The sequence below is a fragment of the Methylobacterium sp. 285MFTsu5.1 genome (assembly GCF_000383455.1).
GTDB lineage: Bacteria > Pseudomonadota > Alphaproteobacteria > Rhizobiales > Beijerinckiaceae > Methylobacterium.
In genome coordinates, this window is the sequence record NZ_KB911272.1 from 58,438 (window position 1) to 82,334 (window position 23,897).

Here is a 23,897-nt window from a genome sequence, read left to right on the forward strand (position 1 = left end):
ACGTCAGGTCAGTGCGACCTGTGGTCTATGTGTAGGTGCCCGGCAATGGAGTGTCGAGGCACGAGGGCCCGATCCAGCACGCGGGCCACATGTTCCGCCTGGAGACCCAGCCCGTCGTGGATCTGGTGACGGCAGCTCGTCCCGTCGGCCACCACGAGGTCGTCGGGCCCTGCGGCGCGTAGCGCCGGGAACAGCGACAGCTCCGCCATGGCGAAGGACGTCTCGATCGATTCCGGCCGGTAGCCGAAGGCACCCGCCATCCCGCAGCAGCTCGACTCGATGACCCGCAGGTCGAGCCCCGGCACCGCCCGGAGCACCGTCTCGACCGAGCCCATGACGCCGAAGGATTTCTGATGGCAGTGGCCGTGCAGGTGCGCGACCCGGCCGCCCTGATCGGCGAACGGCAGCGCGATGCGTCCGGCCGTCAGGTCGGCGGCCAGAAGCTCCTCGAACAGGAACGACTGCTTGGCCAGCAGCGCGGCCTCTTCGCCGGGCAGGAGCGCCGCGAACTCGTCCCGGAAGGTGAGCAGGCAGGACGGCTCCAGGCCGACGACCCGTGCCCCCGCGCGCAGGAACGGCAGCAGCGCGTCGAGGGTGCGGCGCGCCTCCTGGCGCGCCCGGTCGGTCTGGCCGGCGGAGAGCCAGGTCCGGCCGCAGCAGAGGGGGCGCCGGCCGCGGGACGGGTAGACCCGGTGCAGCCGGTAGCCGGCCGCCTGAAGCACCCGCTCGGCCGCCTCGAGGTTCTCCCGCTCGAAGGCCCGGTTGAAGGTGTCGCCGAACAGGATCACATCGCGGAAATCGCCCGCGACGTCCTGCGCGTGGGCGGGCTCGCCCTGCTCGCTCCAGGGCCGGCGCCAGCGCGGCAGCGAGCGCTTGGCCGAGAGGCCGGCGACGCGCTCCGAGAGGGCGGCGAGGGCCGGGTACCGGTCCCGCAGGTTGAGGAGCGGCGCCAGCCGCGCGGCGGCCCCGGCGTAGAGCGGCATCGTCGCGATGAGGCGCTCCCGCAGGGGCAGCCCGTGGCGGGCGTGGTAATGGTGCAGGAACTCGATCTTCATCTTGGCCATGTCGACGCCGGTCGGGCACTCGCGGCGGCAGGCCTTGCAGGAGACGCAGAGATCGAGGGTGCGCTTCATCTCCGGGCTGGTGAAGGCGTCCTTGCCGAGTTGGCCCGAGATGGCGAGCCGCAGGGAATTGGCCCGGCCCCGGGTCAGGTGCTGCTCCTCCCGGGTTGCCCGGAAGGAGGGGCACATGGCGCCGCCGACGAGCTTCCGGCAGGTGCCGTTGTTGTTGCACATCTCGACGGCGGAGCCGAAGCCGCCCCAGTCCGACCAGTCGAGGGCGGTCTTCATCGGCGCCGAAACGGCGTAGTCCGGTTTGAAGCGGAACAGGCTGCGATCGTCGAACTTCGGCGCCCGCACGATCTTGCCGGGGTTGAGCCGGTTGTCCGGGTCGAACGTGTCCTTCACGGTCTCGAAGGCGCGGGTGAGCGTCGCGCCGAACAGCGGCTCGACGAATTCCGAGCGCGACAGGCCGTCGCCGTGCTCGCCGGAATACGAGCCCTTGTAGCGGCGCACCAGCTCGGAGGTCTCCTCCGCGATCGCCCGCATCCGCCGGACGTCACCGGCCTCCTTCATGTCGAGGATCGGGCGGACATGCAGGCAGCCGACAGAGGCGTGGGCATACCACGTGCCGCGGGTGCCGTTCTTGGTGAAGACCTCTGTCACCGCGTCGGTGTAGTCGGCGAGGTGCTCCAGCGGGACGGCGCAATCCTCGATGAACGAGACTGGCTTCGCGTCGCCCTTCATCGACATCATGATGTTGAGGCAGGCCTCGCGCACCTCCCAGACGGATTTCTGGCGCGCGGGCTCGACGACCTCCACGACGGCGTCTGGGAAGCCGTGATCGGCCATGCAGGCGTCGAGGCGCTTCAGGTCGCGCCGGAGCGACGCGAGGTCGTCGCCGGCGAACTCCGTCAGCAGAAGGCAGTTCGGCTTGCCCTTGGTGATGTCGGCGAGCGTCGTGCGGAACAGCGGGATATCGGCGCCGAGCACGAGGACGTTGTTGTCGACCAGCTCGACCGCCACCGGGTCCAAGCCGACGATGTGCCGCGTCGTCTGCATGGCCGCCCGGAAGGACGGGAAGTGGCACACGCCCATCACGCGGTGTGTCGGCAGGCGCGAGAGCTTCAGCGTCACCGCGGTGGTCGCGGCCAGCGTGCCCTCGGACCCGACGAGCAGGTGCGCGAGGTTCGGCTGGGCCTCGATCAGCGAATCGAGGTTGTAGCCGCCCACGCGGCGCTGAACCTTCGGGTAGTGCGCCTCGATCTCGGCGCGGTGGTCCTCGGCAAGGCCGCGCATCCGCGCGGCGAGCGCCGCGGCCCGATCCGACCCGTTCACGCCCGGATGCGCGTTTCCGGTCGGGCCGAAGCCGAAGGCCTCGCCGTCGTGGAGCAGCGCCTCGATCGCGAGGACGTTGTCGCTCATCTTCCCGTAGCGCAGGGAGCGGGCCCCGCAGGAATTGTTGCCCGCCATGCCGCCGATGGTGCAGCGGGTGGCCGTCGAGGGCTCGACCGGGAAGAACCAGCCGTCGGCCTTCACTCGGGTGTTCAGGCGCTCCAGCACCATGCCGGGCTCGACGGTGATCGTTCCGGCCTCCGCGTCGTAGGCCAGGACGCCGTTGAAGTACCGCGAGCAGTCGACGACGAGGCCGGACCCGATCGGCTGGCCGTTCTGCGAGGTGCCGCCGCCACGCAGGATTACCGGGGCGCCGTGCTCGGCGGCGATGCGCAGGGTCGCGGCGATGTCGGCGGCGGAGCGCGGCAGCACCACGCCGGCGGGCATGATCTGGTAGATCGACGCATCGGTGCTGTAGCGTCCGCGCGTGAAGGCGTCGAAGCGCGCCTCACCCTGGAGCTGCTCCGCCAGCCGGCGCGGCAAACCGGCCTCGAGGCGCGCCGCTGCACGCGGCGCCGGAGCATCCGCCCTCGCTTCCGTCACGATCGATCCCTCCCGAGATGGGACGCGCCCACCCGCGGGGAAATGTATTCAAAATTCACTGCGGCGCAAATCGGCCGCCGTGTCACGCTGGCAGCGGGCGGCCGGAGTCCTGTACTGCGCCGGGCCTCGCGGGCTGCCGCGAACCTCGCCCGGCGCGCGGGCCGTCGCAGCCCCGCGTCCGCCCGTCGGGCGGGTTCTGGTAACGGCCTCAGTGGTTGTCCCGCGGCACCCCGGAGGCCTGCGCGACCTTCTGGAACTTCACCGCGCCCTTCAGCACCATGCCCTGGTCGAGCTGGTCGACCTGATCGCGGTAGATCTCCTGCCAGGGCGTCTGCGTCGCCGGGTAGGGATATCCGCCGCGCGCCGCCAGATCCGAGCGCCGGCGCGCGATCTCCTCGGCCGGGAGCAGGATGTCGGCGCTCCGGCGGTTGAGATCGATGCGGATGCGGTCGCCGCTCTGCAGCAGGGCCAGCCCGCCGCCCACGGCCGCCTCGGGAGACGCGTTCAGGATGGCGGGCGTGCCGGAGGTGCCGGATTGCCGGCCGTCGCCGATGCAGGGCAGCGAGGTGACGCCGCGCCGGATCAGGGCGCCGGGCGGCTGCATATTCACCACCTCGGCGGCGCCGGGATAGCCGATCGGTCCGGCCCCGCGCATGATCAGGATGGTGTTCTCGTCGATGTCGAGCGCCGGGTCGTCGATCCGCGTGTGGTAGTCCTCGGGACCGTCGAACACGATCACCCGCCCCTCGAAGGCCATCGGATCGTTCGGATTGCGCAGGTAGCGGGCGGCAAATTCCTCCGAGATCACGCAGGTCTTCATGATCGCGGAATCGAACAGGCTCCCCTTGAGATTGAGGAAGCCGGCGCGCTCCATCAGCGGCTCGCCGTAGGCGCGGATCACGTCGCGGTTCCAGCTGTGCCGCCCGCGGTAGTTCTCGCCGACGGTCCGGCCGTTGCAGGTCAGGGCACCCTCGTGGACCTTCCCGGCCTCGATCAGCTCGGCGAAGACCGCCGGCAGGCCGCCCGCGCGGAAATACTCCTCGCCGAGCCAGCGGCCGGCGGGCTGCATGTCCACGAGCAGCGGGATCTCGAACCCGACCCGTTCCCAGTCGTCGCAGCTCAGCGGCACGCCGATATGCTTGGCGATGGCGTTGATGTGGATCGGCGCGTTGGTCGAACCGCCGATCGCGGCGTTGGCCACGATCGCGTTCTCGAAGGCCTCGCGGGTCAGGATGTCAGAGGGCTTGAGGTCTTCCCAGACCATCTCGACGATCCGCTGGCCGGTGGCGTAGGCCGCCTGGCCGCGCTCGCGGTAGGGCGCCGGGATCGCCGCCGAGCCGGGCAGCGCGAGGCCGAGCGCCTCGGCGAGGGCGTTCATCGTCGAGGCCGTGCCCATCGTGTTGCAGTGGCCCGTGGACGGTGCCGACGACCCGACGATGTCCATGAACTGCTGGAAGTCGATGTCGCCGGCGGCATGCCGCTCGCGCGTCTTCCAGACGATCGTGCCGGACCCGGTCAGCTCCTTCTGGAAGTAACCGTTGAGCATCGGCCCGACGTTCAGCGAGATCGCCGGGATGTTGACGGTGGCCGCCGCCATCAGACAGGCCGGCATGGTCTTGTCGCAGCCGGTCAGCAGCACGACGCCGTCGAGCGGGTAGCCGTACAGCACCTCCACCAGCGACAGGTAGGCGAGGTTCCGGTCGAGCGAGGCGGTCGGCCGCTTCCCGGTCTCCTGGATCGGGTGGCAGGGAAACTCGAAGGCGACGCCGCCGGCCGCCGTGATGCCGTCCCGCACCCGCTTGGCGAGCTCGACGTGATGGCGGTTGCAGGGCGAAAGGTCGGAACCCGTCTGGGCGATGCCGATCAGGGGCTTGCCCGACCGCAGCTCCTCCGGCGTCAGCCCGTAATTGAGGTAGCGCTCCAAGTAGAGGGCGGTCATGCCCGGGTTGTGCGGGTTGTCGAACCAGGCCTTCGAGCGCAGGTCGGCGGGCGTGATCCGGCGTTTGTCGCTCATGGTCGCTTCCTCGCATCCTGGGGCCGGCGCTGGCGGTCCGGCTCGTGTCTTCCGCTACCGCGGCGGGCGTCGCGGCCGCGGTCGCGGCGCCCTGAGCTCGATCTTGCAATACTCTGAGGATTGATCCGCCGCAGCATCTCCGGCGCTGGATTAATTTCAGGACAGCATCCGGGTGTCACCATCGATGGAAATGGCCTGCCCCGAGATCGTCCGGCCACGCGGCGAGCAGAGTAGCAGGATCTGGTCGGCGAGCTGCCGCGCCGTGACGTACTCCTTCACCGACACGAACGAGAACGCCCGCGCCTCCATGTCGGCGAAGCTCGTGCCCTGCTGCTGGGCCTTCGATTCGAGTACCCGGCGCTGGCGATCCCCGGCGACGAGACCCGGGAGGATCGCGTTCACCCGGATCCCCGCGCCGCCGAGCTCGATCGCCAGGGACTTGGTGAAGCCGATCACCCCCCACTTGGCGGCCGCGTAGGGGCTGCGCAGCGCGAAGCCGAACTTGCCCGCGGCCGAGGAGAGGTTGACGATCGAGGCGTTGGCGCTCTGGCGGAGGTGCGGCACCGCCAGCCGCGCGCAGTTGAACTGGCTGGTCAGGCAGACCGTGAGGCAGCGATCCCACTCCTCGGGGGCGATCTCCTCGACCCGGCCGGTCGGACCGGCGATCCCGGCATTGTTGACGAGCACGTCGAGGCCGCCGAGGAACTCGACCGCCTGGTCCATCATCGCGGCGACCGCGTCGCGGTCGGCGACGTCGGTCCGGCTGCGCCCGACGGTGTCCGGCAGCGCGGCCAAGGCGTCTATGTCGATATCGCAGGCGAAGACGCGCGCGCCTTCGTCCAGGAAGGCGTCGACGATCTCGCGACCGATTCCGGCAGCGCCCGCCGTCACCAGGACCCGCAGGCCGGCAATCCCCAGATCCATGATCAATCCTCTCCCTGAACGTCCCGCAATCCGCCGCGGGTCAAGATGAACTCCGCGGCTTCCCGGATGTCGGCGGCGATCGCGGCCGCGGCTGCCGCGCCGTCCCGGATCTCGATGGCCGAAACGGCCTCGGCGTGCCGGCGCAGAGCGAAGCCCTGGAGGAGGCGCTCCGGGTGGGCGCGCAGATCCAGGTTGATCACCGGGCCCGCCTTCAACCAGAGCCGCGCGATGATCTCCTGCAGGGGTCCCAGTCCGCAGGCGCCGTAGATGGCGAAATGGAGGTCGCGGTTGAGCTGGACGGCGCGCGCCCTGTCGGGCTCCGCCGCCTCGGCCTCGGCCCGGAAGGCCGCCTCGGCGCTCCGTATCGCCGCGAGTTCGGCGGCCGTCCGCCGCTCGGCCGCCCGCGCCACCGCGATGCCCTCGACCGCGATGCGGGTCTCGACCAGGGCCCGGAACGCGGCCGCGCCCATGACCGGCACCCGGATCACGCGATTCGGCGCCACCTCCAGCACGCCGTCCGCCGCGAGCCGGCTCACCGCCTCGCGCACCGGCATGACCGAGACGCCGAGGGCCGCGGCGCTCTGCCGAAGGGACAACCGGTCGCCCGGCGCCAGCCGCCCCGAGGCGAGCAGGTCCGACAGGGCCTCGTAGACGGTGTCGGACAGGGTCCGCCGCTCGAGCTGGGGCAGGTCGGCCAGCGCCGAAGTGGAATTCATATGCCGACACTAGACGGATCCGGCACTATCGCGCTAGTGATCTGTGATCACAGTTCGGGTGAGGGCCGTCAGAGCCCGCCACAACAACCCGGCTGGAGGACACGCACGGGAGCGGAACGATGACGGACCGGTACGGGGATTCCCTTTCTCGCCGCAGCCTCCTGCGCGCCGGCGGCGCGGCGCTCCTCGCGCCGGCCCTCGCGAGCCCGGCGCTCTCCCAGGGGCAGTCCGAGGTGATCCGGATCGGTCACCTCACGCCGCGGACCGGCTTCCTCGGGCCGCTCGGCGAGTTCGCCGTGCAGGCGGCCCAGCTCGCGGTGGAGGAGATCAACGCCGCCGGCGGCATCGCGGGCCGGAAGGTCGAGCTCCTGTCGGAGGACAGCGTCAACCCGCAGACCGCCTCGGCCAAGGCCGAGCGCATGGTCCAGCGCGACCGCGTGGCGTGCCTCGTCGGCGAGATCAACTCGGCCTCCGCGCTGGCGATCAGCCAGGTCGCCCAGCGCGAGAAGATCCTGTTCATCAACACCGGCGCCAACTCGGACGCGCTGCGCGGCTCCGACTGCAAGCGGTTCATGTTCCACGTCGAATCGCAGAACACCATGATGGTGCGGGCCTGCGGCCGAGCACTGCTCGACCGGGGCCTGATCAAGGGGCGCAAGGTCTACGCGCTCACCGCCGACTACGCCTTCGGCCACGATCTCCTGAAGCAGGCCAAGAAGTACTTCGCCGCCAACGACGCCACCCTCGTCGGCGAGGATCTGATCCCGACCGAGCTCACCGACTTCTCACCGTTCCTGCTCAAGCTCCGTCAGGCCAAGCCGGACCTCGTGATCTGCAACCTCGCGGGCGCGCAGATCACCAACTTCCTGAAACAGTACAGCGAGTTCGGCCTGCCGTTCCCGGTCGCCGGCTTCGGCTTCGACACGGCGCTGGCCTGGGGCGCCGGGCCGGGGAACTTCCTCGGCACCTGGCCGGTGATCTGGCACCACCAGATCGACTCGCCCTCGGCGAAGAAGTTCGTCGCCGCCTTCAAGGCCAAGTACAAGAAGCCGCCTGAGAACCAGGGCTGGGGCGACTACACGGCGATGAAGATCGTCGCGCAATCGATGAACGAGCTCAAATCGACCGAGTCGATCAAGGTCGTGGAGCACCTGGAATCGGGCGCGAAGTTCGACATCGCCAAGGTCCGCGAGGGCTATTTCCGCCCCTGGGACCACGAGCTGATGCAGGAGATGTTCGCGATCACCGCCCTGCCGGCGGACCAGGTCAAGAACCCCTACGACATCTTCACCTCGACCGGCCCGCTGCCCGGTCCCGGCGAGAGCCTGGAAGTGCTCGCCACGACCCGCGACGAGAACGCCTGCACCTTCCCGGCGTGAGGCGTCCATGCAGCTCGTCTTCATCCTGGAGCAGGTGCTCAACGGCCTGCTGATTGGCGTCCAATACCTGCTGATCGCGCTGGGCCTGTCGCTGATCTTCAGCCTCGGCGGGATCGTGAACCTTGCCCACGGCGCCTTCTACGCGATCGGCGCCTACATGACCGTGCTGCTGACGCCGACCATCGGCTTCGGCGGCGCCCTCATCGCCTCGCCGCTCGCGGTGGCGGTGCTCGGCCTCCTGATCGAGCGGTTCCTGCTCCGGCGCTTCTACCGCGGCGACCCGACGCTCGGCCTGCTCCTCACCTTCGGGCTCGCGATGGTGGCGGAGCAGGCGCTGCGCATGGCCTTCGGGGCGGCGCCGGTGCCGTTCGGGATCCCGAGCTGGCTGCGCGGACAGATCTTCATCGGCGACCTGATCTACTCGCGCTACCGGCTCTCGATCCTCGTCGTGGCCCTCGCCTGCGTCACCGGCCTGTGGCTGCTCCTGACCCGCACCAGCTTCGGGCGGGTGGTCCGGGCCGGCGTGCAGAACCCCGACATGGTCGCGGCGCTCGGCATCTCGCTCCGGCCCTACATGACCGCCGTGGTGACGATCGCGGTCGGGCTCGCGGCGCTCGCCGGGACCATGATGGCGCCGGTCACGGGCGTGCAGCCCGCCATGGGCGCCGAGATCCTGACCTTCGCCTTCGTGGTCGTGGTGATCGGCGGTCTCGGCTCCTTCTGGGGCGTGGTGCTCGCCGCGCTGATCGTCGGCGTGGTCCGGGGCCTCACCGCCTACGCCTACCCGCCGGCCACCGAGGCCGCCGTCTACGCCCTCATGGTGCTCGTCCTGCTGCTGCGCCCGCGCGGCCTGTTCGGCGAGCACATCGCCCGGTTCGAGTGAGCGGAGAGCGTCCCATGTCCGGAACCGCCGAGCCGCTGCCGCTCGCCCTGCCGCAGCGCGGCCTGATCCTGCGCGAGAGCCGCCAGCTCTGGGCGGCGCTCGCCGCCCTGATCGTCCTGCCCTTCGCCCTCGACGCGATCGGCCTGACGCTGATCACCGCCACCGACGTGGTGATCTTCGCCCTGGCGGTGCTCGGCCTCAACATCCTGGTCGGCTGGACCGGGCTCACGTCGTTCGGCCACGGGGCGTGGTTCGGGATCGGCGCCTACGCGGTGGCGATCCTCCAGATGCGCCTCTTCCCCGGCGACATGGCCCTGCCGCTCCTCGGCGCCCTGGCGATCACCGGGCTCGCGGCCCTCGCCGCCGGCGGCCTGATCCTCCGGCGGCGGGGCGTCTACTTCTCGCTCCTGACCCTCGCGTTCACGGCGATGCTCTACGCCATCGCGTTCCGCTGGACCGACCTCACCGGTGGCGAGAACGGCATCGGAAACCTGCACCGCTGGGCGGCGCTGCAGGAGCCCGGCGCCTACTACGCCGCGGTGTCCGGTATCGCCTTCGCGGTCCTGATCGCCCTGTGGCGCTTCCGGCGCTCGCCCATGGGCACCGTCCTGGTGGCGATCCGCGAGAACGAGCAGCGCGCGGGATTCCTCGGCTACGCCACCAACCGCTACAAGCTCGCGGCCTTCGTGATCTCGGCGACGATCACCGGGCTGGCGGGGGCGCTCGCGGCCTACAGCCACCGCTTCACCTCGGCCGACCCGATCTCCATCGCCTTCTCGGGAGAGCTGCTCGCCATGGTGGTGATCGGCGGGATGCGCTCGTTCCTCGGGCCGGCGCTCGGGGCGCTGTTCTACATCCTCTTCCGCGAGTTCCTGTCGATCTACACCGCCGATTGGCTGCTGTATTTCGGCCTGCTGTTCGTCGCCTTCATCGTGTTCTCGCCGGACGGCCTCGTCGGCATCGCGGCGCGGCTGCTCAAGCCGTTCCGGCGCGTCCCGACCGAGGGCGCGGCCATGTCGGCCCGCCGCGCCGGCGCCTCGGGCCGCGTCCCGGCCCGCTTCATCGCGGAGGGGCGCGGCGACGGCCCGGTGCTGGTCGCCGACGAGATCCGGAAGAGCTTCGGGCCCGTGAAGGCGGTGCGCGGCGTGTCCTTCGCGGTGGCCGACCGGACGCTCCACGCCCTGATCGGACCGAACGGCGCCGGCAAGACCACCGCCTTCAACCTGCTGTCCGGGATGTTCCGCCCGAGCGGCGGCAGCATCCGACTCGACGGAAGCGAGATTGCCGGCTTGGAGCCGCACGCCATCACCCGCGCCGGGATCGGCCGCTCGTTCCAGATCACCAACCTGTTCCCGGGCCTCTCCGTGGAGGAGAACGTTCGCCTCGCGGTGCAGGCCCGGCACGCCGCGCATTTCAGTCCCTGGCGGGACGCGCTGGCCGTCCGCGAGATCGCCGACGACACCGCCGAGCTGCTGCGCTGGACCGGCCTGTCCGGCATCGAGCGGGCCGAGGCCGGCAGCCTGTCCTACGGCGGCCAGCGGCTGCTCGACATGGGGCTGGCCCTGGCCACGCGGCCGCGCGTGCTGCTGCTCGACGAGCCCCTCGCCGGGCTCGCGGCGGCCGAGCGCGAGCGGGTCGGCGACCTGATCAAGGCGCTCTCGGCCGACATCCCGGTGCTCCTCGTCGAGCACGACATCGACCGCGTCTTCCGCCTCGCCGACCGCGTCACCGTGATGGCCGACGGCGCCGTGCTGGTCGACGGCTCGGTCGCGGACGCCCGGGACGACGATCGGGTGCAGGCGGTCTATCTCGGCTCGGGCACGGCGGCGATCGCCGCGAAGCCGCGCGCCAGCGCCGCCGAGGCCGAGACGCTGCTCGCCATGGAGGGCGTCGACACCTTCTACGGCAAATCGCACATCCTGAACGGGGTGAACCTGGCGGTGCGCCGGGGCGAGGTCGTGGCGCTCCTCGGACGCAACGGGGCCGGCAAGTCGACACTGCTCAAGACCCTGATCGGCACCGCGCCGCCGGCCGCCGGCCGGATCGTCCTCGCCGGCAAGGACATCGCCGGCCTGTCGCCCGACCGGATCGCCCGGCTCGGGATCGGCTACGTCCCGCAGGGGCGGGCGCTGTTCGCCGGCATGACCGTCGCGGAGAATCTGGGCCTCGGCCGGCTGCGGCGGCTCACCGGCGCCGGCATCCACTGGGACGAGGAGAAGGTCCTCGAGTTCTTCCCTCGCCTGAAGGAGCGCTGGACCGTCGACGCGGCCCGCCTGTCCGGCGGCGAGCAGCAGATGGTGGCGGTGGCCCGCGCCCTCTCGGGGGACACGCGGCTCCTCCTCCTCGACGAGCCCTTCGAGGGCCTGTCGCCGGCCGTGACGGAAGAGCTGTTCGAGGCCTTCGACCGGCTCCGCCGGGAGATCGCGATCATCCTGGTGGACCACCACCTCGACCTCGCCCTGGCGCTGTCCGACCGCACCGTCGCCCTGGAGCGCGGCAGCGTGCAGTGGACGGGCGAGTCGCGTCTCCTGCGCGAGGATCAGGAGTTGAGGCGGAAGGTGCTGTGGCTATGACCGAGAGCGTCGCGATCGTCGGCGCCGGCCTGATCGGCCGGGCCTGGGCGATGATCTTCGCCCGTGCCGGCTGGGACGTGCGCCTGTTCGATCCCGCGGCGGGCGTCGCCGAGGCCGCGATCCCGCTCTGCGCCGAGGGGCTGCGGACCCTGGCGGCGAATGACCTCTGCGCGGATCCCGCGGGTGCCGCGGCGCGCATCCGCGCGGCCGGCACGCTCGCGGCCGCCCTCGACGGCGTCGCCTTCGTGCAGGAGAACGGACCGGAGCGGCTGGAGGTGAAGCGGAGCCTCTTCGCGGACCTCGACGCCGCGACGCCGCGGGAGGCCGTCATCGCCTCGTCCTCCTCGGCGATCCGCTGCTCCCTGTTCACCGAGGATCTGCCCGGTCGGGCCCGGTGCCTCGTCGGCCATCCGGTGAACCCGCCGCACCTGATCCCGCTGGTGGAGATCTCCGGCGCGCCGTGGACGGCGCCCGAGGCACTGGCGCGGGCCCGTCAGGTTTACGAGCAGATCGGGCAGGTCCCGATCACCGTGTTGAAGGAGATCGAGGGCTTCATCCTGAACCGGCTCCAGGGCGCCTTGTTGGCGGAGGCGTTCCGCCTCGCCTCGGAGGGCTACGTCACCCCGCAGGACCTCGACAAGACCGTCGCGGACGGCCTCGGCCTGCGCTGGAGCTTCATGGGTCCGTTCGAGACGATCGAGCTCAACGCGCCCGGCGGCATCGCCGATTACTGCGCGCGCTACACCGGTTTCTACAAGAGCCTCGCCGCCGACCCGGCGCCACCCTCGGTCTACGAGGCGCCGGCCACCGAGGCGATCCTGGCCAAGTGGCAACCGCCGACCGATCTGCCCGCACGCATGAACCGCCGCGACGCGCGGCTGGCGGCGCTCCGCGCCCACAAGGCTTCACGGAAGGACTGAGCATGGCCTCACAGCGGAAAGTCATCATCACCTGCGCGGTGACGGGCGCGATCCACACGCCCAGCATGTCGCCGCACCTGCCCGTGACGCCCGAGGAGATCGCCGACGCGGCCATCGGTGCCGCCGAGGCCGGCGCCGCCATCGTCCACCTGCACGCCCGCAACCCGGAGAACGGCCAGCCCGACCAGACACCCGAGGCCTTCGCCAAGTTCCTGCCGGTGATCAAGCAGCGCACGAACTGCGTGGTGAACATCACCACCGGCGGCGCGCCGACCATGTCGATCGAGGAGCGTGTGCGCCCGGCCGCGACCTTCCAGCCGGAGGTCGCCTCGCTGAACCTCGGCTCGATGAATTTCGGCCTGTTCGGCATGCTCGACCGATTCAAGGACCTGAAGCACCAGTGGGAGCGGGACTATCTCGGCAACAAGGACATCATCTTCCGCAACACGTTCGGCCAGATCGAGCACATCCTGACGACCTGCGGCCCGAACGGGACGAAGTTCGAGTTCGAGTGCTACGACACCGCGCATCTCTACAACCTGAAATACTTCTTCGACCGCGGGCTGGTGCAGGCGCCGCTGTTCATCCAGACGGTCTTCGGCCTGCAGGGCGGGATCGGCGCGCATCCGGACGACGTGATGCACATGAAGCGCACCGCCGACCGTCTATTCGGCGATCAGTACCGCTGGTCGGTGCTGGGCGCGGGCCGCAACCAGATGAACATCGCCGCCATGGCGGCCGCGATGGGCGGCAACGTCCGCGTCGGCCTCGAGGACAGCCTCTGGGACGGTCCGGGCAAGCTCGCCGAGACCAACGCCGCGCAGGTCCGGCGGGTGCGCGCGATCATCGAGGGGCTGGGCCTCGCGGTCGCCTCGCCCGACGAGGCGCGCGAGATGCTGGCGCTGAAGGGCGGCGACAAGGTCGCGTTCTGATCGATCAGTCGATGGACGATGCGTCGCGGAAGGTGGGACGCATCGTCCGAGAGCGGCTGACGTTCAGGCTCTTCCGTCCTTGCGAGCGCAGCGAAGCAATCCAGGCGCGCCTCAGGCCTCCGATCGCGCGCAACACTGGATTGCTTCGCTGCGCTCGCAAAGACGTAGGCGAGCGCTCACGGCGAACCGAACACGCGATCCAGATCCGCCTGCGCGACGCCGTCGATCTCCAGGATCTTCAGCCGGCTCTGCTCGCCGGTCACGATGCGGACCGAGCCGCGGCTGACCTTCAGCGCCTTGGCGATCAGCGCGACGAGCGCCTCATTGGCCGCGCCCTCGACCGGCGGGGCGGCGACGCGGACCTTCAGGTAGGGCTGCCCCTTCTCGTCCCGGGCCCAGCCCTCAGCGGCGTCGCGCCCCCCGCGCGGCGTCAGGCGCACCGCCAGACGGATCGCCACGGCGGAGCCCTCAGAAGATCTTGCCCGGGTTCAGCCGGTTGTCCGGATCGAGCGCCCGCTTCACGAGCCGCATGACGGCGATCTCCTCGGGCGAGCGTGACAGCTTCAGCTTGGCCCGCTTCTCGAGCCCGATCCCGTGCTCCGCCGAGACGGAGCCGTTCAGCTCCGCCAGCGGCTCGTAGATCGCCGCATCGATCGCCGCGTTGCCGGCGGCGTCGAGGCGGGTGGTGTTCCAGTGGAGGTTGTTGTCGCCGATATGCCCGTAGACGACCGCCCGGCAGCCCGGGATCGCCGCGAGCCGGTCGAGCGCGCCGCGGACGTAGCCGTCCATCCGCGCGAGCGGCACGCTCACGTCGAAGGCCCGGTCGATCCCGTCGGCGTTCAGGTGCTCGACGCGGTCGCGGATCCGCCACATGCCACGGCGCTGCTCCTCCGAGGCGGCGACCACGGCGTCGAGGATCGTGCCGTCTCCCATCAGCCCTTCCAGCAGGCCGAGGAACCGGTCCGATTCCTCGGGGACGCACTCGACCTCGATGATCGCGTAGAACGGGTAGTCCGGTCCCAGCGGCGGGGTCGCGCGCCCGGGTGCCGTCATCAGCCGGTAGAAGTCCGGCCACAGGCCTTCGAACGAGGAGACACGCCCCTGGAAGGCGCTCTGCGCCGCCCGCAGCACCCGCGCGCCGTCGTCGACCCCGGGGCACGCGATCAGCGCCGTCGCGTAGCCGGCGGGCTCCGGCCGCAGGCGGATGACCGCCCGCGTGACGATGCCCATCGTGCCCTCGGTGCCGAGGAAGAGCTGCTTGAGGTCGAGCCCGGTATTGTTCTTGATGAGCGGCCGCATCGACGACACGACCGTGCCGTCGGCGAGCACCGCCTCCAGGCCGAGCACCATCTCGCGCATCATGCCGTAGCGCAGCACCCGCAGGCCGCCCGCGTTGGTGGAGATCGCGCCGCCGATCGTCGCCGAGCCGCGGGCCCCGAGATCGAGGGGGAAGAACAGGCCCGCCGCGGACGCGGCGTCCTGCACGCTCTCGAGGGTCGCGCCGGTGCCGACCACCACCGTCATGCCGAGCGGGTCCACCGGCTCGATGCCGGTCATGCGCTCGGTCGACAGGGTGATCTCGTCGGGCTGGCAGAGCGTGCCGTCGACGAGGCCGGTGGCGCCGCCCCGCGGGACCACCGCGACGCCCGCCGCGTGGCAGGCGGCCATGACGGCGCCGGTCTCCTCCGTGCTGCGCGGGCGGACCAGCGCCAGCGCGGCGCAGGGCTCGGTCGGGCGCGTCCAATTAGCCGAGCGTCCCCGCAGCTCCGCGCCGGTGACGAGACCGGACGGTCCGACGATCGCGGCGAGGCGGTCGAGGAAGGCGGTGTCGGTCATCGGCATCATCTCGGGGCTCGGTCCGGTGGCCGCTCTGTCACAGAATCCCGCGCGCGGCGAGGTTCCGCATGAGCGCGCGGGCGCCGAAGGTCCAGGGCTCGCAGGCGTCGCAGCGGCGCATGCGGTTGACGAGGCTGCCGAGTTCCGGGCTCGCCACCACGACGCGGTCGCCGTCGGCGTGGGTGAAGCCGAGGCCCGGCCCGTGCCGGTCCTGGATCGGCGCGAACATGGTGCCGAGAAGGAGGAGGGCGCCGTCGGGGTAGTCGTGCGTCCGCCCCATCAGCGCCTCCGCCAGCTCCTCCGGGTCGCGGCTGATCTCGGAGAGCGGCGAGGTGCCCTCCAGCCGGAAGCCGTCCGTGCCGGTCACCTCGAGGGTCACGGTCGTGCGGCGCACGTCGTCGAGGCCGAATGTCCCGTCGAACAGGCGCAGGAACGGCCCCACGGCGCAGGAGGCGTTGTTGTCCTTGGCCTTCCCGAGGAGCAGCGCCGACCGGCCCTCGAAGTCGCGCAGGTTCACGTCGTTGGCGAGCGTCGCCCCGATGATCCGCTGGTCGGAGGCGACCGCGAGCGCCACCTCGGGCTCGGGGTTGTTCCAGTGCGAGTCCGGGTGCAGGCCCGCATCCGCGCCGCAGCCGACGGCCGAGAGCGGCTGCGCCTTGGTGAAGATCTCGGCGTCCGGGCCGATGCCCACCTCCAGATACTGGCTCCAGGCGCCCTGCGCGACCAGCACCTCCTTGAGGGCCATGGCCTCGGGCGAGCCGGGCTTCAACCGGCGCAGGTCGTGCCCGACCAGGCGCTCGACCTCGGCGCGGATCGCCGCCGCGGCGGCGAGATCGCCGCGTGCGCGCTCCTCGATCACCCGCTCCAGCATCGAGGTGGCGAAGGTCACGCCCGCCGCCTTCAGGGCCTGGAGGTCGACCGGGGCCAGGAGCCAGGGCTTGGTGGCGTCGCGCGCGTCCGGCGGCGTGTTGGCCAGCACCGCGTCGAGGCTGCCGAGGTCCTCGCCCTGGGCGCCGCGCAGGGCGGCGGCGGGGTCTCGGGCCTCGCACAGGTCGCTGACGGTGGGGAAGGCGGCGGTAACGTCGACGATTCGGGCCGCACCGTCCGCGTCGGCGCGGATCGCCACGACGCTCGGACCGGCCACGTCCGGCCGCCACACCCGGCCCACGAGGGCGCCCCGGCATCCGTCGGCGGGCAGGATCTCCCGCGCGGTCAGGCCCGATAACGACATGTGCTCATGCCCCTGAATGTGTGACCCCGAGATGTCCGCGCGCGACGGGCCCGGTTCCGGGACCGCGGCCGGCGCGCGATCCCATAGCATTCCGCGCCGCCCGTCATCCCGCCGGAAGTTTCACCGGGCCGCGCTCGTCACGGGCGCCGGGGGGCTCGCCTGACAGATCCAAGATTATCTGCAGCTTTGCCAGGAGGCCGGCTTGCTTTCCCGCGAACCCTCATTTGTACTACTGCCCTAGAGCCGCCGACAGAGCGGCCTTGATCGGGAGGAAGCATGGCCTCGGTGGGAATCCGCGAGGTTCGCAAGGCTTTCGGATCGACGAATGTCCTGCACGGCGTGTCGGTGGATATCCGGGACGGTGAATTCGTGATCCTGGTCGGCCCGTCGGGCTGCGGGAAATCAACGCTCCTGCGGATGATCGCCGGGCTCGAGAACATCTCCGGCGGCGAGATCCGCATCGGCGAGCGCGTGGTGAACGATGTGCCGCCCAAGGAGCGGGACATCGCCATGGTGTTCCAGAACTACGCCCTCTATCCGCATCTCACCGTCCGCGAGAACATGGCGTTCTCGATGCGGATCCGGAAGGCGCCGGCCTCCGAGATCGATCTCCGGGTCAACAAGGCCGCCCAGATCCTCGGGCTGGCTCCCCTGCTGGACCGCTACCCGCGCCAGCTCTCGGGCGGCCAGCGCCAGCGCGTCGCCATGGGCCGGGCGATCGTGCGCGACCCGCAGGTCTTCCTGTTCGACGAGCCGCTGTCCAACCTCGACGCCAAGCTCCGCGTGGCGATGCGCACCGAGATCAAGGAGCTGCACCAGCGCCTGAAGACGACGACGATCTACGTCACCCACGACCAGATCGAGGCCATGACCATGGCCGACCGGATCGTGGTGATGCACGACGGGGTCGTGGAGCAGATCGGGCCGCCCCTCGAGCTCTACGACCGGCCCGACAACCTGTTCGTCGCCGGCTTCATCGGCTCGCCGGCCATGAATTTCATGCCCGGCAAGGTCCGGGCGAACGGGCGTCTGACCTTCACCACCGAGACCGGCCTGTCGATCCCGCTCGCCGACGCGCCCTCTGGGGTCGACGGTCGGCCGCTCATCCTGGGCGTCCGCCCCGAGCATTTCGACCTCGCGCCCGAGGGGATCGCCGCGGAGGTCGTCGTCGTGGAGCCGACCGGCTCCGAGACCATGCTGGCGGTGCGGGCCGGGGGCCAGGACCTCACCTGCGTGCTGCGCGAGCGCGTGCGCGAGCGGCCGGGCGAGACGATCTCCCTGCGGCCGAACCGCGTGCACTTCTTCGACGCCGAGACCGGCCGTCGCCTGCCGAACTGACCCGCGTCGGATCCGACGCGGATTCGAGGCGCGCGGCGCCTCCAGGATCACGATCACCGAGGGAGAAGAAACGATGTCCGTTCTCGATCGCCGGTCCCTCCTCGCGGGCGCCGCAGCGACAGGCCTCGCCGCCGGCGGCGACCTCCTCGGCTTCGCCAAGGCCTGGGCGCAGAACGCGGAGTGGAAGCCCGAGCCGGGGGCGAGCCTGTCGCTCCTGCGCTGGAAGCGCTTCGTGCCGGCCGAGGACGAGGCCTTCATGAAGCTCGTCGACGCCTTCACCAAGGCGACGGGCGTCAAGGTCACGGTGACCAACGAGTCGTTCGACGACATCCAGCCCAAGGCGTCCGTCGCCGCCAACACGGGCCAAGGGCCCGACATGGTCTGGGGTCTGTTCTCGTTCCCGGCGCTCTTCCCCGACAAGTGCCTGCCGCTCGAGGACGTGGCGGAATCCCTCGGCAAGAAGTACGGCCCCTGGTTCCCGTCGGCCGAGGCCTACGGCAAGGTCAAGGGCAAGTGGATCGCGATCCCCGTGGCGTTCAACGGCGGCTATCCGAACTACCGCATCTCGGCGATGAAGAAGGCCGGGTTCGACAAGTTCCCCACCGACACGGCGGGCTTCCTCGAACTCTGCCGCGGCTTGAAGAAGAACAACACGCCCGCCGGCTTCGCCCTCGGCCATGCGACCGGCGACGGCAACACGTGGTGCCACTGGGCGCTCTGGTCGCACGGCGGCAACCTCGTCGACGCCAACGAGAAGATCGTCATCAACTCGCCCGAGACCGCCAAGGCGCTCGAATACGTCAAGTCCCTGTACGAGACCTTCGTGCCCGGCACGGTGTCGTGGAACGACTCGTCGAACAACAAGGCGTTCCTGGCCGGCGACCTGTACCTGACCAACAACGGCATCTCGATCTACGCGGCGGCCAAGAAGGACAACCCGAAGCTCGCCGAGGACATGGACCACGCGGTCTGGCCGATCGGCCCGGTCGGCAAGCCCACCGAGTTCCAGCTCGCCTTCCCGATCCTGGCCTTCAAGTACTCCAAGGCGCCGAACGCCTGTAAGGCCTTCATCGCCTTCATGATGGAGGCGGCGAACTACAATCCCTGGCTGGAGGCGGCCCAGGGCTACCTCTGCGAGCCGCTGTCGAACTATCCGAAGAACCCGATCTGGACGAGCGACCCGAAGAACGCGGTCTTCGCCGAGGCGGGACGGCGCTCCCTGGCGGCGGGCGGCCTCGCGCCGGTGAGCGAGCGGATCGCCGCGGTGCTGGCCGACTTCGTGATCGTCGACATGTTCGCCAGTCACTGCACCGGCCGCGAGGACGTGAAGGGCGCCATCAAGAACGCCGAGCGCGCCGCCACCCGCATCTTCCGGAACACCTGACCGCACCCGCCGGAGGCGAGACGATGGCGCACACGGCCCTGACGCAGCCCGCCCCGGCCGCAATCCCCACCCGCTCGGCCTGGCAGCGCGTCCGCGCCAGCCGGGGCTGGGCGGGGTTCTGGTTCATGCTGCCGACGGCGCTGATCCTCGGCCTGTTCCTGGCCTACCCGCTCCTGAAGGGCATCTGGCTGTCCTTCACCAACGCGCGGATCGGCCGAGACGGGGTCTTCGTCGGCCTGGAGAACTACGAGTGGCTCTGGGACGACGACGTCTTCTGGCTCTCGGTGTTCAACACCTGCCTCTACACGGCGGTGGCGTCCGTGGTGAAGTTCGGGGTCGGGCTCTACCTCGCGTTGCTGCTCAACAAGAACATGCCGTTCAAGTCGATCATCCGGTCGATCGTGCTGATCCCGTTCGTTGTGCCGACCGTGCTGTCGGCCATCGCGTTCTGGTGGATCTTCGACAGCCAGTTCTCGATCATCTCCTGGTCGCTGCGCCATCTCGGGGTGATCGACGGCAACATCGACTTCCTCGGCGATCCCGCCATGGCGCGGGCCTGCGTGATCTTCGCCAACATCTGGCGGGGCGTGCCGTTCATCGCCATCACGCTGCTCGCCGGTCTCCAGACGGTCTCGCCCTCGCTCTACGAGGCCGCGACGCTGGACGGCGCCTCCAACTGGCAGATCTTCTCGCGGATCACCCTGCCGCTGCTGACCCCGATCATCGCGGTCGTGATGACCTTCTCGGTGCTGTTCACCTTCACCGATTTCCAGCTGATCTGGGCCATGACGCGCGGCGGCCCGGTGAACGCCACCCACCTGATGGCGACCCTGTCGTACCAGCGCGGCATCCTCTCGGGGACGCTCGGCGAGGGCGCAGCCATCGCCACCGCCATGGTGCCGTTCCTGCTCGCGGCCATCGGCATCTCGTGGTTCGGCCTGCAGCGCAGGGCCTGGCAATCCGGGGGGAACGACCGATGAGCGCGCCCGCACCGCCGGCCCACGCCGATCCGCATCTCAACTCCGTGCTGGAGGCGCGGCCCGCCGGGCTCACGGACAATTCGGAGGGCATGGCCTATCTCGAGCGCCTGCCCCGGCGGCTCGTGACGACCTACCTGCCGCTCCTCCTCATCCTCGCCGTGCTGCTGTTCCCGTTCTACTGGATGGCGCTGACGGCCATCAAACCGGACGAACAGCTGATCGACATGGAGCGGTTCAACCCGTTCTGGGTCGTGGATCCGACGCTCAAGCACATCAACAAGCTCCTCTTCGAGACGCAGTATCCGCGCTGGCTCTGGAACACGATGTACGTGTCGGTGGCGGCGACCGTGCTGTCGCTGTTCGCGAGCGTGCTCGCCGCCTACGCCTGCGTCCGCGTGCGCTACCGGGGCGCCGGCTGGGTCGGGGCGGCGATCTTCCTCGCCTACCTCGTGCCGCCCTCGATCCTGTTCATCCCGCTCGCCACGATCATCCAGGCCTACGGCCTGTTCGACTCGCCGATCGCCCTGATCCTCGCCTACCCGACGATCTTGATCCCGTTCTCGACGTGGCTCCTGATGGGCTACTTCAAGACCATTCCCTACGAGCTGGAGGAATGCGCGCTGATGGACGGCGCCAGCCGGTGGCAGATCCTCACCAAGATCATCCTGCCGCTCGCCTTCCCGGGGCTGATCTCGGCGGGGATCTTCTCGCTGACCCTGTGCTGGAACGAGTTCATCTACGCGCTAACCTTCCTGTCCTCGACGCAGAACAAGACGGTGCCCATCGCCGTGGTGAGCGAGTTCGTGGATGGCGACGTCTACAAGTGGGGGTCGCTGATGGCCGGCGCGCTGCTCGGCTCGCTGCCGCTGGTGATCCTCTACTCGTTCTTCGTCGAGTACTACGTCTCCGCGCTCACCGGCGCCGTGAAGGAATAGGGGACGGGCAGGACCGTCGTCGTCGCGCGCGCAGCGAAGCGCGCCGGGGCGGCGGGACCTCGGTCGGCGTGGCGCGGGCCGGATCGCTGCGCTGTGCTCGCGAGGACGGAGACCGTTGCCAGCAGAGCTCGACGACGCCGAGAATGCGCGCGGATCCGCCGGCGCCGAATCGCGGACCGGCCCCATCTAAGGTCACGCCATGGCCCACTTCATCGACGCCCGCTCCACCCTGGTCAACGACGCCGTCGACGGCCTCGTCGCCGCGAGCGGCGGACGCCTGGCACGGCTCGACGGCGACCCGGGCATCCGCGTCGTCCTCCGCGCCGCTCCGGATCCCGGGAAGGTCGCGGTCATCTCCGGCGGCGGCTCCGGCCACGAGCCGGCCCATGCGGGCTTCGTGGGACCGGGCCTGCTCAGCGCCGCTGTCTGCGGCGACGTCTTCGCCTCGCCGAGCGTCGACGCGGTGCTGGCCGGGATCCTCGCGGTGACGGGGCCGGCGGGGTGCCTGCTCGTCATCAAGAACTACGCGGGTGACCGGCTGAATTTCGGGCTCGCCGCCGAGCGCGCCCGGGCGCTGGGCCACAGGGTCGAGACCGTGATCGTCGCGGACGACATCGCGCTGCCGGACGCCAAGCAGCCGCGCGGCGTCGCCGGGACGCTGTTCGTCCACAAGGTGGCGGGTCACGCCGCGGAGGCCGGGGAACCGCTCGAGACCGTGGCGTCGCTCGCCCGCCGGGCGGCCGGGGCGGCGAAGTCGCTCGGCATCGCGGTCTCCACCTGCACGATCCCCGGCTCGCCGCGCAGCGAGCGGCTGGCGGAGGGAGAGGCCGAGCTCGGCCTCGGCATCCACGGCGAGCCCGGCGCGGAGCGCATCGCGCTGCCGAAGGCCAGCGACCTCGCCGAGCTGATGGCCGATCGTCTCGCGCGGGCCGTCGAAGGTGCGGACCGGCTGGCGCTGCTCGTGAACAATCTCGGCTCCGCCTCCGCGCTCGAGATGCAGGTTCTCACCCGCGCCGTGCTCGCCACCGACCTGGGGCGGCGCGTCGGCCTGCTGCTCGGGCCCGCGCCGCTGATGACGGCGCTCGACATGCACGGTGCCTCGCTGTCGGTCCTGCCGCTCGACGACGCGCTGGAGCGCGCCCTGTCGGAGCCAGTCCCGGTCCCGGCCTGGCCCGCGGCGGTGCGGGTCGCGCCGCCGATCCTGCGGCCGGTGCCCGAGGGACTCGCGGGCGAGGCCTTCGCGCCGTCGCACGACGCCGTCACCGCCGCCCGGATCCGGGCCGTCGCCGAGGCCCTGATCGGGGCCGAGGACACCCTGAACGGCCTCGATGCCAAGGTCGGGGACGGCGACGCCGGCACGACCTTCGCGGGCGCGGCCCGCGCCGTCCTGGCCGATCTCGACCGGCTGCCGCAGGCGGAGCCCGCGGCCCTGTGCCGGGCGCTCGCCGAGCGGATCGGGCGCGCGGTCGGCGGATCGAGCGGCGTGCTCGGATCGATCTTCTTCGCCGCGACGGCCTCGGCCCTCGCCGACGGCGCCGCGTGGCCCGAGGCTCTCGGGCAGGGCGTGGCGCGCGTCCAGGGGTACGGCGGCGCCCGGGCGGGCGACCGCACCCTACTCGACGCCTTGATCCCCGCCGTCGAGGCCCTGACGGGCGGCGATCTCGCGGCCGCCGCGACGGCGGCCCGGGCCGGCGCCGAGGCCACGGCCGGCATGGATCGCGCCGGCGCGGGCCGCTCCAGCTACCTCGCGGCCGGGGATCTCGCCGGTGTCCAGGATCCCGGCGCCGCCGGCGTCGCGGCGGCGTTCGGGGCCCTAGCCGGGGCGTAGGAACTGGGCGCCGCGCGCCGTCACCCGGCATCCGTTGACGCTCCACCCGTCGAGGCCTACCCCATCCCCATGCGCACCGGCCTGATCCTCGACGATTACCAGCAGGCGGCCCTCGCGCTCGCGGACTGGGCGCGCCTCTCCGACCGCGTCGCGATCTCCGCGATCAGCCAGCACATCCCGAACCCGGACGACCTCGTGGCGCGGATCGCGCAGGCCGAGATCCTCGTGATCATGCGGGAGCGGACGCCGTTCCCGGCGGCTCTGCTGGAACGGCTGCCACGGCTGGAGCTCCTCGTCACCAGCGGCATGCGCAACCTCGCCATCGACCTCGCGGCGGCCCGCGCGCGCAACGTCGTCGTCTGCGGCACCGATTCCAGGCCGACGCCGCCGACGGAGCTGACCTGGGCGCTGATCCTCGGACTGGCGCGCCACGTGGCGCCGGAGAGCCTGACCCTGCGCGCGGGCGGCCCCTGGCAGAGCACGATCGGGACCGATCTCGCCGGCGCGACCCTCGGCGTTCTGGGCCTGGGGAAGATCGGGACGCGGGTGGCCGAGATCGGGCGCGCCTTCGGCATGCGGGTGATCGCCTGGAGCCCGAACCTCGACGATGGTCGCGCCGCCGCCGCCGGGGTGGAGCGGGCGACCTCGAAGGAAGCCCTGCTGGAGGCGAGCGACGTCGTCACGATCCACCTCGTGCTGGGCGACCGGACCCGCGGCCTCCTGGGCGCGGCCGAGCTGCGCCGCATGCGCCGCAACGCTTTTCTCGTGAACACCTCGCGCGCGCCGATCATCGATCAGGCCGCGCTGGTCCAGGCGCTGGAGGAGGGCTGGATCGCCGGCGCGGGCCTCGACGTGTTCGAGACCGAGCCGCTGCCGGCCGACAGCCCGTTCCGGCGCCTGCCGAACGTGCTGGCGCTGCCGCATCTCGGCTACGTGTCGCGCAACAACTACCGGACCTTCTTCACCCAGGCGGTGGAGGACATCGAGGCCTGGCTCGCCGGCGCCCCGATCCGGCAACTGGGCTGACG

Annotated in this window: 18 protein-coding genes; 11 read left to right on the forward strand and 7 right to left on the reverse strand. The window is 70.9% G+C overall.

What is annotated here, in order from left to right; translation table 11 throughout:
- Positions 1–8: 8 nt before the first annotated feature.
- From H288_RS0107130 to H288_RS0107145, 4 genes are all read right to left on the reverse strand, one after another.
- A complete protein-coding gene (locus H288_RS0107130; protein WP_026604747.1) occupies positions 9–2,996 on the reverse strand; it encodes an FAD-binding and (Fe-S)-binding domain-containing protein in 2,988 nt (995 codons plus the stop codon).
- Positions 2,997–3,204: 208 nt separating this feature from the next.
- Positions 3,205–5,010: an IlvD/Edd family dehydratase gene (locus H288_RS0107135; RefSeq protein WP_020091903.1), complete on the reverse strand. Its 1,806-nt coding sequence runs from the start codon at positions 5,008–5,010 to the stop codon at positions 3,205–3,207.
- Positions 5,011–5,166: 156 nt separating this feature from the next.
- Positions 5,167–5,934 carry an SDR family oxidoreductase gene (locus H288_RS0107140; RefSeq protein WP_020091904.1) on the reverse strand — a complete coding sequence of 256 codons (768 nt, stop codon included), beginning with the start codon at positions 5,932–5,934 and terminating at the stop codon, positions 5,167–5,169.
- A 2-nt stretch (positions 5,935–5,936) separates the two neighbouring features.
- Entirely contained in the window at positions 5,937–6,650 is a 714-nt protein-coding gene (locus tag H288_RS0107145) for a GntR family transcriptional regulator (RefSeq protein WP_020091905.1), read from the reverse strand.
- A gap of 119 nt (positions 6,651–6,769) precedes the next feature.
- Between H288_RS0107145 and H288_RS0107150 the strand changes: the two genes are divergently transcribed.
- From H288_RS0107150 to H288_RS0107170, 5 genes are read left to right on the forward strand one after another with little or no spacing between them, the layout of a single operon-like run.
- Positions 6,770–8,029, forward strand: a complete 1,260-nt coding sequence (locus H288_RS0107150) for an ABC transporter substrate-binding protein (RefSeq protein ID WP_020091906.1) — start codon at positions 6,770–6,772, stop codon at positions 8,027–8,029.
- 7 nt (positions 8,030–8,036) lie between these two features.
- Positions 8,037–8,912, forward strand: a complete 876-nt coding sequence (locus tag H288_RS0107155; protein ID WP_020091907.1) for a branched-chain amino acid ABC transporter permease — start codon at positions 8,037–8,039, stop codon at positions 8,910–8,912.
- A 14-nt stretch (positions 8,913–8,926) separates the two neighbouring features.
- Entirely contained in the window at positions 8,927–11,485 is a 2,559-nt protein-coding gene (locus H288_RS0107160; RefSeq protein WP_020091908.1) for a branched-chain amino acid ABC transporter ATP-binding protein/permease, read from the forward strand.
- A complete protein-coding gene (locus H288_RS0107165; protein ID WP_020091909.1) occupies positions 11,482–12,405 on the forward strand; it encodes a 3-hydroxyacyl-CoA dehydrogenase in 924 nt (307 codons plus the stop codon). Before H288_RS0107160 ends, H288_RS0107165 begins: the two co-directional genes overlap by 4 nt.
- 2 nt (positions 12,406–12,407) lie before the next feature.
- Entirely contained in the window at positions 12,408–13,337 is a 930-nt protein-coding gene (locus H288_RS0107170) for a 3-keto-5-aminohexanoate cleavage protein (protein ID WP_020091910.1), read from the forward strand.
- Positions 13,338–13,513: 176 nt separating this feature from the next.
- Here H288_RS0107170 and H288_RS0107175 read toward each other — a convergent pair whose 3' ends face one another.
- From H288_RS0107175 to H288_RS0107185, 3 genes are read right to left on the reverse strand one after another with little or no spacing between them, the layout of a single operon-like run.
- Positions 13,514–13,795 (reverse strand): DUF167 family protein, encoded by a 282-nt coding sequence (locus H288_RS0107175; protein WP_020091911.1) that lies wholly within the window; start codon positions 13,793–13,795, stop codon positions 13,514–13,516.
- Between the two features lie 10 nt (positions 13,796–13,805).
- On the reverse strand, positions 13,806–15,173 hold the full coding sequence (locus tag H288_RS0107180; protein WP_234082416.1) for an FAD-binding oxidoreductase: 1,368 nt from the start codon (positions 15,171–15,173) through the stop codon (positions 13,806–13,808).
- A gap of 37 nt (positions 15,174–15,210) precedes the next feature.
- Entirely contained in the window at positions 15,211–16,404 is a 1,194-nt protein-coding gene (locus tag H288_RS0107185) for a fumarylacetoacetate hydrolase family protein (protein WP_020091913.1), read from the reverse strand.
- 276 nt (positions 16,405–16,680) lie between these two features.
- On the opposite strand from H288_RS0107185, the gene ugpC reads away from it, so the two are divergent.
- The 6 genes from ugpC to H288_RS0107215 all read left to right on the forward strand — a co-directional run bounded on the left by ugpC (position 16,681) and on the right by H288_RS0107215 (position 23,895).
- Complete coding sequence (gene ugpC, locus H288_RS0107190) at positions 16,681–17,742, forward strand: sn-glycerol-3-phosphate ABC transporter ATP-binding protein UgpC (protein ID WP_020091914.1); 1,062 nt, start codon at positions 16,681–16,683, stop codon at positions 17,740–17,742.
- 73 nt (positions 17,743–17,815) lie between these two features.
- A complete protein-coding gene (locus H288_RS0107195; protein WP_020091915.1) occupies positions 17,816–19,126 on the forward strand; it encodes an extracellular solute-binding protein in 1,311 nt (436 codons plus the stop codon).
- 23 nt (positions 19,127–19,149) lie between these two features.
- On the forward strand, positions 19,150–20,106 hold the full coding sequence (locus H288_RS0107200; protein ID WP_020091916.1) for a sugar ABC transporter permease: 957 nt from the start codon (positions 19,150–19,152) through the stop codon (positions 20,104–20,106).
- A gap of 89 nt (positions 20,107–20,195) precedes the next feature.
- Positions 20,196–21,041 carry a carbohydrate ABC transporter permease gene (locus H288_RS0107205; RefSeq protein ID WP_234082978.1) on the forward strand — a complete coding sequence of 282 codons (846 nt, stop codon included), beginning with the start codon at positions 20,196–20,198 and terminating at the stop codon, positions 21,039–21,041.
- A gap of 199 nt (positions 21,042–21,240) precedes the next feature.
- On the forward strand, positions 21,241–22,869 hold the full coding sequence (locus tag H288_RS0107210) for a dihydroxyacetone kinase subunit DhaK (protein WP_020091918.1): 1,629 nt from the start codon (positions 21,241–21,243) through the stop codon (positions 22,867–22,869).
- A 69-nt stretch (positions 22,870–22,938) separates the two neighbouring features.
- Positions 22,939–23,895, forward strand: coding sequence for a D-2-hydroxyacid dehydrogenase family protein (locus H288_RS0107215; protein ID WP_020091919.1), 957 nt, complete (start codon positions 22,939–22,941; stop codon positions 23,893–23,895).
- Positions 23,896–23,897: the final 2 nt, after the last annotated feature.